This is a genomic window from Sphingomonas sp. 10B4 (assembly GCF_035019905.1).
Classification (GTDB): Bacteria; Pseudomonadota; Alphaproteobacteria; order Sphingomonadales; family Sphingomonadaceae; genus Sphingomonas; species Sphingomonas glacialis.
In genome coordinates this window covers 1-14,004 of the sequence record NZ_JASJVC010000003.1, presented here as the reverse complement: position 1 = coordinate 14,004, position 14,004 = coordinate 1, and the positions used below count along the sequence as shown (strand labels likewise).

The 14,004-nt window shown below is 67.0% G+C and carries 10 protein-coding genes; 9 read left to right on the top strand and 1 reads right to left on the bottom strand.

Annotated elements, in window-relative coordinates; all coding sequences use genetic code 11:
• Positions 1-31: 31 nt before the first annotated feature.
• Positions 32-1,441 carry a helix-turn-helix domain-containing protein gene (locus QN347_RS01390; protein ID WP_322162533.1) on the bottom strand — a complete coding sequence of 470 codons (1,410 nt, stop codon included), beginning with the start codon at positions 1,439-1,441 and terminating at the stop codon, positions 32-34.
• Positions 1,442-1,528: 87 nt separating this feature from the next.
• Here QN347_RS01390 and QN347_RS01385 point away from each other — a divergent pair, with 87 nt between their 5' ends.
• From QN347_RS01385 to QN347_RS01345, 9 genes are all read left to right on the top strand, one after another.
• Positions 1,529-3,055 carry an acyl-CoA carboxylase subunit beta gene (locus QN347_RS01385; protein WP_322162535.1) on the top strand — a complete coding sequence of 509 codons (1,527 nt, stop codon included), beginning with the start codon at positions 1,529-1,531 and terminating at the stop codon, positions 3,053-3,055.
• Positions 3,052-5,193 (top strand): methylmalonyl-CoA mutase, encoded by a 2,142-nt coding sequence (gene scpA, locus QN347_RS01380; RefSeq protein WP_322162537.1) that lies wholly within the window; start codon positions 3,052-3,054, stop codon positions 5,191-5,193. Before QN347_RS01385 ends, scpA begins: the two co-directional genes overlap by 4 nt.
• A 41-nt stretch (positions 5,194-5,234) precedes the next feature.
• On the top strand, positions 5,235-6,314 hold the full coding sequence (gene bioB, locus QN347_RS01375; RefSeq protein ID WP_323493953.1) for a biotin synthase BioB: 1,080 nt from the start codon (positions 5,235-5,237) through the stop codon (positions 6,312-6,314).
• Positions 6,305-6,664 carry a lysozyme inhibitor LprI family protein gene (locus QN347_RS01370; RefSeq protein WP_322162540.1) on the top strand — a complete coding sequence of 120 codons (360 nt, stop codon included), beginning with the start codon at positions 6,305-6,307 and terminating at the stop codon, positions 6,662-6,664. Before bioB ends, QN347_RS01370 begins: the two co-directional genes overlap by 10 nt.
• Before the next feature lie 174 nt (positions 6,665-6,838).
• The gene (locus QN347_RS01365) at positions 6,839-8,884 is read left to right on the top strand and encodes a biotin carboxylase N-terminal domain-containing protein (RefSeq protein WP_416194523.1); all 2,046 of its coding nucleotides are present in this window, start codon (positions 6,839-6,841) and stop codon (positions 8,882-8,884) included.
• Positions 8,885-9,013: 129 nt separating this feature from the next.
• Positions 9,014-10,489, top strand: coding sequence for an efflux transporter outer membrane subunit (locus QN347_RS01360; RefSeq protein ID WP_322162544.1), 1,476 nt, complete (start codon positions 9,014-9,016; stop codon positions 10,487-10,489).
• A complete protein-coding gene (locus QN347_RS01355; RefSeq protein ID WP_322162546.1) occupies positions 10,490-11,863 on the top strand; it encodes an efflux RND transporter periplasmic adaptor subunit in 1,374 nt (457 codons plus the stop codon).
• Positions 11,853-12,713, top strand: coding sequence for an ABC transporter ATP-binding protein (locus QN347_RS01350; protein WP_322162548.1), 861 nt, complete (start codon positions 11,853-11,855; stop codon positions 12,711-12,713). Before QN347_RS01355 ends, QN347_RS01350 begins: the two co-directional genes overlap by 11 nt.
• Positions 12,713-13,921, top strand: coding sequence for an ABC transporter permease (locus tag QN347_RS01345; RefSeq protein WP_133186434.1), 1,209 nt, complete (start codon positions 12,713-12,715; stop codon positions 13,919-13,921). The genes QN347_RS01350 and QN347_RS01345 overlap by 1 nt, the downstream gene beginning before the upstream one ends.
• Positions 13,922-14,004 lie beyond the last annotated feature (83 nt).

The following is a 14,004-nucleotide window of genomic DNA, read 5'->3' as shown; positions in this document are numbered from 1 at the left end:
GGCGCCGCAACCGGAGCGTCCGCCGCGGCCGCTACGGCGTGGTGCGGAGTTCATAGGGGATCCGCCCACGCCGGTCGGGATCGATGTGCAAATCGCTCGCGGCCGGCGGGAAGGCGCGCTGGTCGCAATCGGCGCGCGGGCAGACGCGGCACGAGCTGCCGATCGGGGTTGCGCTGCTGTCGGTGCGCAACCCATCGGCATAGACGAAGGCGGGCGCGTAGCGCTCCTCGCAGCCGAGCGCGACGGCGTAGCGGCGCGGGGCGCGCGTGTAGCTGTTCGAGGGTTTGACGAGCCCCTTTGCCATCGAGACGTAGCGCACGCTGTCGGGCGTCTCGGCGAGCTGGACGAGGATGCGATCGGGGATCGCCACGGCTTCGTGCACCACCCAGAGCGGACAGGCCCCGCCGAAGCGCGCGAATTCGAGCCGTGTCGCCGAATGCCGCTTGGTGATGTTGCCCGCCATGTCGACGCGGCAGAAGAAGACGGGGATGCCGAGTGCGCCGGGGCGCTGGAGCGTCGAGAGGCGGTGGCAGGTTTGCTCGAAGCTCGTCCCGAACTGGAGCCGGAGCTGGTCGACATCGTGGCGACATTCGCGCGCGGCCTGGCGGAAGGCGAGATACGGCATCAGCAATGCCCCGGCGGCGTAATTGGTGATGCCCGCGCCGAGCAGTTGGCGTCCGACGCTCGTCTGCGATCCGCGCGCGGCGATGCTCGCGACGAGATCGCCGAATTCGAGCCGCGCGAGCTGATACGCGACCGAGAACAGTATGCTCTCCGCCGGCTGCGACGGATCGACATGCAGCACGCCCGCCGGATCGAACGCGCGGATCGCGCTGTCGCCCTTTGCGATCGGGGCGACGCGCACCCCGAAGCGGTTGAGCAGCCGCGCCTCGATCTGCTGCAGCGCCGGGCCGTCGGCGAATTCGGCGGCGATCCGCTCGGCGGCACGGTCGATCTCGTCGATGTAGTTCTGCTGCGCGTGAAACCAGTCGCGCACTTCTTCCCACGGCAGGCGGCGTGCGCTGCCCTCGGCGCCGACCTGATCGTCGAGCGCGCGCAATTGCGCGAGATTTGCGCGCTGCGTCGCATAGAGCGCGGCGAGGCGGCGCGCGATCAACGGGTGCTGGCGGATGACGCGTTCGATATCGCTGAGATCACCAACGACGTCGCCGACGCTCGGGTCCGAACAGGCGTCGATCACATCCGACAGCAGCGTCTCGGTCTCGCTCGGGTCGATCGCCGACCAGTCGTGCGGATAGTGCGTGGCGAGCGCCGCCAGCACGTTGCCGGTGATCGGCCGGTCGCCGCTCTCGATCTGTGACAGATACGACACCGAGATGGCGAGTGCCCGCGCCATCTCGGCCTGGCTCAAGCCGAGCTGCTTGCGCACCGCGCGGACACGGTAGCCGTCGAACGATCGGCGCGATTGGGGGACGGGCATTGTGAAGTTTCCACACGCATATTTGCAAAACCACATTTGCATAGTGCGCGCAGAGCGGCAAGACGAGCGCGACCTAAGGGAGTGCGCATGTCTTCGACCCTCGCCGAACTGGACCGCAAGCGCGAAGCCGCCCGCATGGGTGGCGGTGAAAAACGCATCGCCGCGCAACACGCCAAGGGCAAGCTGACCGCGCGCGAGCGGCTCACTGTCCTGCTCGACGAGGGCTCGTTCGAGGAGCTCGACATGTATGTCGAGCACAATTGCGTCGATTTCGGAATGCAGGACCAGATCATCCCCGGCGACGGCGTGGTCACGGGTTCGGGCACGATCAACGGCCGGCTGGTGTTCGTCTTCAGCCAAGATTTCACCGTGTTCGGCGGTTCGCTCAGCGAGCGCCACGCGCAGAAGATCTGCAAGATCATGGACATGGCGCTCAAGGTCGGCGCGCCGGTGATCGGGCTCAACGACAGCGGCGGCGCGCGCATCCAGGAGGGCGTCGCCTCGCTCGGCGGCTATGCCGAGGTGTTCCAGCGCAACGTTCTGGCGAGCGGCGTCGTGCCGCAAATCTCTCTCATCATGGGGCCATGCGCCGGGGGTGCCGTCTATTCCCCGGCGATGACCGACTTCATCTTCATGGTGAAGGATAGTTCCTACATGTTCGTCACCGGCCCAGATGTAGTGAAGACCGTTACCAACGAGATCGTCACGCAGGAGGAACTGGGTGGAGCGGTGACGCATACCACGAAGTCGGGGGTCGCCGACGTGGCCTTCGAGAACGATATCGAGGCGCTGCTCGCGGCCCGCGACTTCGTGGATTTCCTTCCCGCCTCGAACCGGGAAGCATCGCCCGAACGGCCGTCGTCCGATCCGTGGGACCGGATCGAGCACAGCCTCGACCAGTTGGTGCCGGCGAGCGCGAACCAGCCGTACGACATGCACGAGCTGATCCGGAAGACGGTGGACGAGGGCGATTTCTTCGAGGTCCAGCCGACGCATGCCGGCAATATCATCATCGGGTTCGGGCGGATCGAGGGGCGCACCGTCGGCTTCGTCGCGAACCAGCCGATGGTGCTCGCCGGCTGCCTCGACATCAATTCGTCGAAAAAGGCGGCGCGCTTCGTGCGCTTCTGCGACGCGTTCGAGATCCCGATCGTCACCTTCGTCGATGTGCCGGGCTTCCTGCCGGGCACCGCGCAGGAATTGAACGGCATCATCAAGCACGGCGCCAAGCTGCTCTTCGCTTATGCCGAGGCGACTGTGCCGAAGATCACGGTGATCACGCGGAAAGCTTACGGCGGCGCGTACGACGTGATGGCGTCGAAGCATCTGCGCGGCGACCTCAATTACGCCTGGCCGACCGCCGAGATTGCGGTGATGGGCGCGAAGGGTGCGGTCGAGATCATCTTCCGCGGTCGCTCGCCCGAGGAGATCGCCGAGCAGACCGCGCAGTATGAGGCGCGCTTCGCCAACCCGTTCGTCGCGGCGAGCAAGGGGTTCATCGACGAGGTGATCCAGCCGCACTCGACGCGCCGCCGCATCGCGCTTGGCTTGCGCAAGCTGCGCGGCAAGGCGCTCGAAAACCCGTGGAAAAAGCACGACAACATCCCATTATGACCGACAAACCAACGCTGAGCGACTGGCAAGCGGCTGCTGCCAAGGAAGTCAAAGGTCGCGACCTGACCTGGCAGACGCCCGAGGGAATTGCGGTCAAGCCGCTCTACACCGCGGCCGATGTCGAGGGGATCGACCCCGGCCTGCCGGGCTTCGCGCCGTTCACGCGCGGGGTGCGCGCGTCGATGTATGCGGGGCGTCCGTGGACGATCCGGCAATATGCCGGCTTCTCGACCGCCGAGGCGTCGAACGCCTTCTACCGCCGCAACCTGGCGGCGGGGCAGAAGGGGCTGTCGGTCGCGTTCGATCTGGCGACGCATCGCGGGTATGACTCGGACCATCCGCGCGTGACCGGCGATGTCGGCAAGGCGGGCGTGGCGATCGACACGATCGACGACATGAAGATCCTGTTCGACGGCATTCCGCTCGACAAGATGTCGGTCTCGATGACGATGAACGGCGCGGTGATCCCGATCCTCGCCTTCTTCATCGTCGCGGGCGAGGAGCAGGGGGTGCCTCAGGCGCTTCTCGACGGGACCATCCAGAACGACATCCTCAAGGAGTTCATGGTCCGCAACACCTATATCTACCCGCCCGAGCCGAGCATGCGGATCATCTCGGACATCATCGCCTACACATCGGCGCATATGCCCAAGTTCAATTCGATCTCGATCTCCGGCTATCACATGCAGGAAGCGGGCGCGACGCAGCTGCAGGAGCTGGCGTTCACGATCGCCGATGGGCGCGAATATGCCAAGGCGGCGATGGCGTCGGGGCTCGATCTCGACGCGTTTGCCGGGCGGCTGTCGTTCTTCTTCGCGATCGGCATGAACTTCTTCATGGAAGTCGCCAAGCTGCGCGCCGCGCGCAAGCTCTGGCACCGCGTGATGACCGATCTTGGCGCCAAGGACGAGCGCTCCAAGATGCTGCGCACGCATTGCCAGACGAGCGGCGTGTCGCTGACCGAGCAGGATCCGTACAACAACGTCATCCGCACCACGGTCGAGGCGATGGCGGCGATGCTGGGGGGGACGCAGTCGCTCCACACCAATGCGCTCGACGAGGCGATCGCGCTGCCGACCGATTTCTCGGCGCGGATCGCGCGCAACACGCAGATCGTGCTGCAGGAAGAGACGGGGATGACCAAGGTCGTCGATCCGCTCGGCGGCAGCTATTATATCGAGGCGCTGACCGAGGAACTGGTCGACAAGGCGTGGGAGATCATCCAGCGCGTCGAGGCCGAGGGCGGTATGGCGCAGGCGGTTGCGGCGGGCTGGCCCAAGGCGATGATCGAGGAAGCCTCGGCCGGCCGCGCGGCGCGCGTCGACAAGGGCGAGGACGTCATCGTCGGCGTCAACAAGTACAAGCTCGCTGAGCAGGACCCGATCGACATTCTCGACGTCGACAACGTCGCGGTGCGGGAGTCGCAGATCGCACGGATCGCGCGGTCGAAGGCAGGGCGCGACGAGGCGAAATGCACGGCGGCGCTCGACGCGTTGCGCGAAGGTGCGCGCGGTACGACCAATGTGCTCGCGCTCGCGGTCGAATGCGCCCGCCAGCGCGCGACGCTCGGCGAGATTTCGTCGGCGATGGAGGATGTGTTCGGCCGCTACGACACCGTGCCGACGCCGGTATCGGGCATCTACGGCGGCGCGCACGAGTTCGACGCCGCGTGGCAGGGGCTCAAAGAAGGCGTCGTCTCGCTCGAGACGCGAAACGGCCGCCGCCCGCGCATGCTCGTCGCCAAGATGGGGCAGGACGGGCATGACCGCGGCGCCAACCTCGTGTCGTCGGCGTTCGGCGATCTCGGGTTCGATGTCGTGCCGGGGCCGTTGTTCCAGACGCCGTCCGAAGCCGCCAAGCTTGCGATCGAGAGCGACGTCGACGTGGTCGGCGCGTCGTCGCTCGCGGCAGGGCACAAGACGCTGATCCCCGAGCTGATCGGCCATCTGCGCGAGGCCGGCCGCGGCGACATCAAGGTGATCGCGGGTGGGGTGATCCCGGCGCAGGATTATCAGGTGCTGCGCGACGCTGGCGTGCAGGGGATTTTCGGACCCGGGACCAATCTGGTCGAGGCTGCGGGCGAAGTGTTGCGATTGCTGGGGCATAACATGCCGCCGGTCGAGGAAGATGTGAAATGACCGTGATTACGAAGCATAGCCCCTCCCCTTCAGGGGAGGGGTTGGGGTGGGGCCGTGCCGCGAATGCGGACGCTGTTCTCGGTGAGACTTCCCCCACCCCCATCCCCTTCCCTGAAGGGGAGGGGCGCACCAGGAACGACTGGACCCGCGCCGAGATCGCTGCCTTGTTCGACCTGCCCTTCGACGAACTGATGTTCCGCGCCCAGACCACGCACCGCGCACACCACGCTGCGGGGCAGGTGCAGCTGTGCACGCTCTTGTCGATCAAGACCGGCGGCTGCCCCGAGGATTGCGGCTATTGCAACCAGTCCGCCTCGGCCGAGACCGAGCTCAAGGCGAGCAAGCTGATGGACGTCCGCGCCGTGCTGCAATCCGCCGCGCAGGCGCGCGATGCGGGGAGCCAGCGCTTCTGCATGGGCGCCGCCTGGCGCAACCCCAAGGACAAGGACATGCCCGCGATCATCGAGATGGTGCAGGGCGTCCGCCAGATGGGGATGGAAACCTGCATGACGCTCGGCATGCTGACGCCCGCCCAGGCCGAGCAGCTCGCCGCGGCGGGGCTCGATTATTACAACCACAACATCGACACCTCGCCGGAAAAATACGCCGAGGTCATCACGACGCGGACCTTCCAGGACCGGCTCGACACGCTCGAGAACGTGCGTGAGGCGGGCATCAATGTCTGCTGCGGCGGGATCGTCGGGATGGGCGAGACGCGCGCCGATCGCGTCGGTTTCGTCCATGCGCTCGCTACGCTGCCGCGCCATCCCGAGAGCGTGCCGGTCAATGCGCTGGTGCCGGTCAAGGGCACCGTGCTCGGCAACATGCTCGCCGACACGCCGCTCGCTGCGATCGACGACATCGAGTTCGTGCGGACGGTCGCGGTCGCGCGCATCACCATGCCGCTGAGCATGGTGCGGCTGTCGGCGGGGCGTGAGAGCATGTCCGAGGCGACGCAGGCTTTGTGCTTCATGGCGGGCGCGAACTCGATCTTCACCGGCGACAAGCTGCTCACCACGGGCAATGCCGGCGACGACAAGGACGCCGCGCTGCTCGCCAAGCTCGGGCTCGTCCCGATGGTCGGCGAGGAACCGATGCGGAAGGAAAAGACGTGCTGCTGATCGCGCTGCTTCTCACCGCCGCGCCGATCCAGACCCAGGCAGCGATGAACCGCAGCACGGGTACAAGCTACGCGCAGGCCGACGCCGCGATGACCGCGCAGTGGAAGCGGACCTATGCCTATATGAAGGGCCGCGATGCGCAGGATACGTCGCGCGGCGGCGGGTTCGGTTATGCGGGCGCCTTGCTGGAGAGCCAGCGTGCGTGGCTCAAGTATCGCGATGCGCAGTGCGTCATCGAGGGCGGGCAATATGCCGGCGGATCGGCGCAAGGCATGACGATGGCGGCGTGCCGGACCGACCTGACGCGAGCGCGGACGGCGCAACTGAAATCGATGATCTGGTACCAGTGATGACGAGTTCCCCTCCCGGTTACGGGAGGGGTTAGGGGGAGGGGCCATCCTCCCTCCAGGTTTCACCTCTTGCGGACGGGCCTTCCTCTGGTCCTTCCCGCAAGCGGGAGGGGAGAAGTTAGCGTGTTCAAGAAGATCCTCGTCGCCAATCGCGGTGAAATCGCCTGCCGCGTGATGCGCACCGCCAAGAAGATGGGGATCGCCACCGTCGCGGTCTATTCCGACGCCGACGCGCGCTCCCCGCACGTGCTGATGGCCGACGAAGCCGTCCGGCTCGGGCCGCCCCCCGCGGGCGAAAGCTATCTGCTCGCCGACTTGATCCTGCTCGCCGCCAAGGAAACCGGCGCCGACTGTATCCACCCAGGCTACGGCTTCCTGTCCGAGCGCGAGAGCTTCGCGCGCGCCTGCGCCGATGCCGGGATCGCGTTCGTCGGCCCGCCCCCGAAAGCGATCGCCGCGATGGGCGACAAGATCGAATCGAAGAAGCTCGCCAAGGCGGCGGGCGTCAACGTCGTGCCGGGCTTTCTTGGCGAGATCGACAGCACCGATCATGCGGTCGAGATCGCCTCGGGCATCGGTTACCCGGTGATGATGAAGGCCTCGGCCGGCGGCGGCGGCAAGGGGATGCGGCTCGCCTATTCCGAGCAGGACGTGCGCGAAGGCTTCGAGGCGACCAAGCGCGAGGGGCTCGCGTCGTTCGGCGACGACCGCGTGTTCATCGAGAAGTTCATCGAATCGCCCCGCCACATCGAGATCCAGGTGATAGGCGACCAGCACGGCAACATCGTCTATCTCGGCGAGCGCGAATGCTCGATTCAGCGCCGCCACCAGAAGGTGGTCGAGGAAGCGCCGTCGCCGTTCGTCACGCCGAAGATGCGCAAAGCGATGGGCGAACAGGCGGTCGCGCTCGCACGCGCGGTGGGGTATTTCTCGGCGGGGACGGTCGAGCTGATCGTGTCGGGCGCCGACACCACCGGCGAGGGCTTCTATTTTCTCGAGATGAACACGCGGCTGCAGGTCGAGCATCCGGTGACCGAGGCGGTGACCGGGCTCGATCTGGTCGAGTTGATGATCCGCGTGGCGGCGGGGGAACCGCTCGGCTTCTCGCAGGACGACGTCCAGCTCAACGGCTGGGCGATCGAGAACCGCGTCTATGCCGAGGACCCGTATCGCGGCTTCCTGCCGAGCATTGGCCGGCTGGTGCGGTACAATCCGCCCGAAAGCAGCGAGACGCCCTACCTTTCCCCCTCCCGCTTTCGGGAGGGGCTAGGGGAGGGGCGTGCCGCGAGCGCGAACCTCTCCGGCACGCCCCTCCCGCAAGCGGCAGGGGGGCAAGAAGAAGCCTATACCCGCGTCGATGACGGCGTCCGCGAGGGCGGCGAGGTCAGCATGTTCTACGACCCGATGATCGCCAAGCTGATAACCTGGGCGCCGACCCGCGAGGAAGCGATCGACGAGCAGATCGCCGCGCTCGACGCGTTCGAGATCGAAGGGCCCGGCAACAACATCGATTTCCTTTCGGCGCTGATGCAGCACCCGCGCTTCCGCTCGGGCAATATCACGACGGGCTTCATCGCCGAGGAATATCCCGACGGCTTCCACGGTGCCCCCGCCGACGCAGACCTGATCGAAGCGCTCGCCGCGATCGCCGCCTTCGCCGCGACCGCCGAGGCCGACCGCGCACGCCGCATCGACGGGCAGCTCGGCAAGCGGCTCCGCCCGCCGTCGGAATGGTCGGTGCGGATCGGCGACAGCGATCATCTCGTGTCGATCTCGACCGACGGGATCACCGTCGACGATGCCGATCTCGACATCGCGCTCGAATATACGCCGGGCGACCGCTATGTCGACGCCGAGCTCGACGAAGCGCCGCTCACCGTCAAGATTTCGCGCACCCGCACCGGCTTCAAGCTCACCACGCGCGGCGCGTGTCACGTCGCGCGCGTGCTCCCAGCGCATGTCGCGCCCTACGCGCAGCACATGATCACCAAGATCCCGCCCGATCTGTCGAAGTTCCTGCTCTGCCCGATGCCCGGCCTGCTGATGCGGCTCGATGTCGGCGCGGGCGACAAGGTCGAGGCGGGGCAGCCGCTCGCGGTGGTGGAAGCCATGAAGATGGAGAACATCCTTCGCGCCGAGAAGGCGGGCACGGTCAAATCGGTCAACGCTGCGCCCGGCGACAGCCTCGCGGTCGATGCGGTGATCCTCGAGATGGAATAGCCGCGGGCGGCGTCTCGCGCTGACGCGATCCGCGATACCGACATTTCGTATCGCGTCAGGACGGAACCGCGACAGGTTGCGACAATAAATCGGTGGACCTCGCACGGTGTGCTAGTCCACACGAACACCATGCGTCACCGCCTTTCCCTGCTGCTCGCCGTCACCGTACCGCTGGCGGCGTGTACGGTTGGCCCCGATTACCACCCCGCCACGCCCGCGACTCTCGGCGTGCCCGATCTGTATTCGGTGCCGAGCGACGGCCGCCCCGCCGCCGATCTCACTGCTTGGTGGACGCAGTTCAACGATCCGCTGCTGGCGAGCATCGTCGAGCGCGCGCGCACCAACAATCTCGACATCGCCCAAGCCGTCGCGCGGCTGCGCCAGGCACGCGAAGCGCTGGTCCAGTCGCGCGCGCAATTGCTGCCGACGCTGAGCGGGTCGGGCGGCTATACGCGCTCGCAAAGTATTCGCGGCGGCACGACGACCTTGCCCGGCGGCGCGACGGTCATCACCGGGCGCGGATCGGGCGACACGCTGTCGCTCGGGCTCGACGTGCAATATCAGGTCGGGCTGTTCGGCGAAGTGCGCCGCACGGTCGAGGCGAGCCGCGCGCAATATCAGGCGTCGGGCTATGATTACGCGACGGTCGTGCTGTCGACCCAGGCCGAGACCGCGCGCAACTACATGCTCGCGCGGCTGTACCAAGCGCAGCTCGCCAATGCGCGCGATTCGCTGCGGTTGCAGGACGACAACCTCCAGATCGCGGGCTTCCGCGTCCAGGCTGGGCTCGTTTCGTCGCTCGATGCCGAGCAGGCGCGTTCGCAGCGCGCCTCGACGGCGGCGACGATCCCGACGATCGAGCAGAATTACAACGCTGCGGTGTCGCGATTGGGCGTGCTGACCGGCCAGGCCCCTGGCGCGCTCAAGGCCGAGCTGGCGGCGGCGCGGCCGATCCCGAAGGGGCCGGCATCGGTCGCGGTCGGCATCCCGATCGACACGCTGCGCCAGCGCCCCGATGTCCGCGCGGCGGAGCGCGCGCTTGCCGCGGCGACGGCGCAGATCGGCATATCGAAGGCAGCGCTCTATCCGGCGCTCGCGATCAGTGGCAGCGTCTCGACCGACGCGTCGCATCTCGGCGACCTGTTCCAGAGCATCGCGGGCCAGGTGTTCGCCGGGCTGACGCAGGCGATCTTCAACGGCGGGCGGCTGCGCTCGCAGGTCCGCGCGAGCGAGGCGGCGGCGGAGGGCTCGTTCGCCGCGTACAAATCGACCGTGCTGTCGGGGCTCGAGGATGTCGAGAACGCGGTCGTCGCGCTCGACAGCGCGCGTGCCCGTGCAGCCCAGTTCGCGATCGCGCTCGATGCCGCGAACAACAGCGCGATTCTGTCGCGCACGCAATACCGCGCGGGGCTGACCGATTTCACCACGCTCAACACGTCGGAGGCGAGCTTGCTCACCGCGCGCAACGGCCTGAGCCAGGCGCAGTCCGACCAGGCGACCGCGCTCGTCCAGCTCTATCTCGCGCTCGGCGGCGGCTGGGACAGTGCCGCCGATCCGGCCGCCCTCCCGACCTCCCTCCCGCTCTCTCCCGCACAGGTACGATAGATGGCCGATCCCGCGCGCACCGACCTCAACGAATTTCTCGGCGCCAAGTCGGTTCCCGCCTGGCGCCGATGGGCGAAATGGGCTGCGGTCGGCGTCGGCATCCTGTTGCTGCTCATCCTGCTCAAGAGCTGCTTCGGGGGCACTGCCAAGCCCGAATATGCGACCGACACCGTCGCGCGCGGCGCATTGGCGGTCAGCGTCTCGGCAACGGGCAAGCTCGCGCCGACCAACCAGGTCAATGTCGGTTCGGAATTGTCGGGGCTCGTCACCAAGGTCGTCGTCGACGTCAACGACCGCGTGACCAAGGGACAGCCGCTCGCGTTGGTCGATCCGTCGCGCTTCCAGGATACCGTCAACCAAAGCCAGGCCGCGCTCGATGCCGCGGTCGCAACGGTCGCGCAGAACCAGGCGACGCTGTCGCAGTCGAATGCGACGCTCGCGCGCTTCCAGGAGGTCAGCCGCCTGTCGGGCGGGCGCGTCCCCGCCAAGACCGAGATGGACCAGGCGATCGCCGACAGGAACCGCGCGATCGCCAATGTGCGGGCGGCGCAGGCCAATGTCGCCTCGGCACGCGCGACGCTGTCGTCGAACGCGACGCAGCTCGTGAAAACGGTGATCCGCTCGCCCGTCAACGGCGTCGTGCTCGCGCGACAGATCGAGCCGGGCCAGACCGTCGCCGCCTCGTTCAGCACGCCGACGCTGTTCGTCATCGCCGAGGATCTCAGCCGGATGAAGCTCCAGGTCGCGATCGACGAAGCCGATGTCGGATCGGTCAAGGAAGGGCAGAGCGCGGTCTTCACGGTCGACGCCTTCCCGGGCAAGACCTTCCCCGCGGCGATCACGCGCGTCGATCTCGGATCGAACCTGTCGGCGCAAGCCAGCACGACGACCACGACGACGACCACGACCGGGCAAGTGGTGTCGTACAGCGCGACGTTGAGCGTCGGTAACGCCAATCTCCAATTGCGCCCCGGCATGACCGGGACTGCCGACATCACCACCACCGCCAAGACCAACGTGCTGCTCGTCCCCAATGCCGCGTTGCGCTTCAAGCCGACCGACACGGGCGCGAGCGCCAATAAGGGCATCGCCGGCGCGTTGATGCCCGGTCGTCCACGGCGTGGCGGCGCGGGTACGGGCAAGGGCGAGACGGTCAAGCGCGGCGGATCGCAGACGGTCTATATCGCCGATGCGCAGGGCACGCCGCAGCCGGTGCAGATTACCACGGGTGAGAGCAACGGCGCGATGACCGAAGTGATCGGCGGCAATCTCAAGCCCGGCGACAAGGTCATCACCGGGCAGCTCGCGGCGGGCGCGAGCGCATCGGGGGCGGGCAAGCGCAAGCGGTCGGGCGGGCAGGCCGGTGGCCAGTAACGCGCCCGCCGCCCACGTCGCCGGCCAATATGTGCCCGCCGCGGGCGCGCCGATCATCGCGCTGCGTCAGGTCATCAAGACCTACGGCGAGGGCGCGACCGCGTTCCAGGCGCTCAAGGGCATCGACCTCGACATTGCGCAGGGCGATTTCGTCGCGGTGATGGGGGCGTCCGGCTCGGGCAAGTCGACGACGATGAACATCCTCGGCTGTCTCGACGTGCCGAGCGGCGGGACGTTCGTATTCAAGGGCGTCCATGTCGAGACGCTCGACCGCGACCAGCGCGCGTTGCTGCGGCGGAAGTATCTCGGCTTCGTGTTCCAGGGGTTCAATTTGCTCGCGCGCACGACCGCGCTCGAGAATGTCGAGCTGCCCTTGCTGTATCGCGGCGATGCGAAGAAGGAGCGGCGCGCTTTGGCGATGGCAGCGCTCGACAAGGTCGGGCTCGCCGACTGGTGGGACCATACGCCGGCCGAGCTGTCGGGCGGGCAGCAGCAGCGCGTCGCGATCGCGCGCGCGATCGTGACGTCGCCGTCGGTGCTGCTGGCGGACGAGCCGACCGGCAACCTCGATTCGGAGCGGTCGATCGAGATCATGGAGCTGCTGTCGGGGCTCAATCGCGACAGCGGGATCACGGTAATCATGGTGACGCACGAACCCGACATGGCGGCGTTCGCGCATACCATCGTCCATTTCAAGGACGGGCTGGTCGAGCGCGTCGAGGCGCAGCATCGGCCGGGGGAGACTCCCGACGAATCCCCCTCCCGCTTGCGGGAGGGGTTAGGGGAGGGCAGTGCCTCAAGCGATAGCCCCACCGGCACGCCCCTCCCGCAAGCGGGCGGGAAATCATAATGTTCGGCACGACCCTCCTCCTCGCGCTGCGTTCGATCGCGCGCCACAAGCTGCGTTCGTTCCTCACCACGCTCGGCATCATCATCGGTGTTGCGGCGGTGGTGACGATGGTGACGCTCGGCCAGGCGACGACCGCGGCGGTGCAGAAATCGATCGCCGCGCTCGGCACCAACATCCTCCAGATTCGCCCTGGTCAGGGTTTCGGTCGTGGCGGCGGCGGACCGCGTCCGCCAGACTTCAAGGCCGACGACCCCGCCGCGATCCGCGACCAGATCGCTGGTGTGACTGCAGTCGCGGCGCAGGCCGGCACCACCGGCACCGCGATCTACGAAGGCGCGAACTGGTCGACCACGGTCAACGGCACGACCAATGCCTATTTCCAGGTCCAGCCGTGGCCGCTCGCCGAGGGGCGCATTTTCACCCCGGCGGAGGAAGCCGCAGGCAAATCGATCTGCATCATCGGCAATACCGTCAACGACAATCTCTATCGCGGCGCGTCGCCGCTCGGCACGCGGCTGCGCATCGCCGGGATTTCGTGCGACGTGATCGGCTTGTTGTCGAAGCGCGGGCAGGCGGGTTTCGGCGGCGATCAGGACGATGTCATCATCATGCCGCTGAAGACGGTGCAGCGCCGCTTCACCGGCACGACCGACCTCAAGCTGATGCTGGTCGGCGTCGACCAGGCCTATTCGAGCGCGGCGGTGCAATCCTCGATCGAGGATCTGTTGCGCGAACGCCGCAACATCACCGGCGGCAAGGACGACGATTTCAACATCTTCGATACCGCGCAAATCTCGGCGACGCTGACGCAATCGACCACCTTGCTGACCGGGATCGTCACCGCGGTGGCGGCGATCAGCCTGATCGTCGGCGGGATCGGGATCATGAACATCATGCTCGTCTCGGTGACCGAGCGCACGCGCGAGATCGGCATCCGCCTCGCGATCGGTGCCGTCGCGAACGAGGTGCTGATGCAGTTCCTCGTCGAGGCGATCGCGCTGTCGATGCTCGGCGGGTTGATCGGGCTCGTCGTCGCGCAACTCGCGATCCTTGGCCTTGCGCCGGTGATGAAGGTCGACTTCCTGTTCGTGCCGCAGATCAACCTGATCGCATTCGGCATCTCGGCGGTGATCGGCGTCGTCTTCGGCTATTTCCCCGCCCGCCGCGCCGCAGCCCTCAACCCGATCGACGCGCTCCGCCACGAATAACCGCGTAGCGCTACGCCCTTTCTTCTCCGCGTCTCCGCGTCTCCGCGTGAAATCAATTTCTTGTCTGTCTCTTATACACATCT

Coding starts and splice junctions, on each gene's coding strand:
- QN347_RS01360 (WP_322162544.1), top strand. CDS start 9,014: ATGCGTCACCGCCTTTCCCTGCTGCTCGCCGTCACCGTACCGCTGGCG.
- QN347_RS01385 (WP_322162535.1), top strand. CDS start 1,529: ATGTCTTCGACCCTCGCCGAACTGGACCGCAAGCGCGAAGCCGCCCGC.
- QN347_RS01355 (WP_322162546.1), top strand. CDS start 10,490: ATGGCCGATCCCGCGCGCACCGACCTCAACGAATTTCTCGGCGCCAAG.
- QN347_RS01365 (WP_416194523.1), top strand. CDS start 6,839: ATGCGCACCGCCAAGAAGATGGGGATCGCCACCGTCGCGGTCTATTCC.
- scpA (WP_322162537.1), top strand. CDS start 3,052: ATGACCGACAAACCAACGCTGAGCGACTGGCAAGCGGCTGCTGCCAAG.
- QN347_RS01390 (WP_322162533.1), bottom strand. CDS start 1,441: ATGCCCGTCCCCCAATCGCGCCGATCGTTCGACGGCTACCGTGTCCGC.
- QN347_RS01345 (WP_133186434.1), top strand. CDS start 12,713: ATGTTCGGCACGACCCTCCTCCTCGCGCTGCGTTCGATCGCGCGCCAC.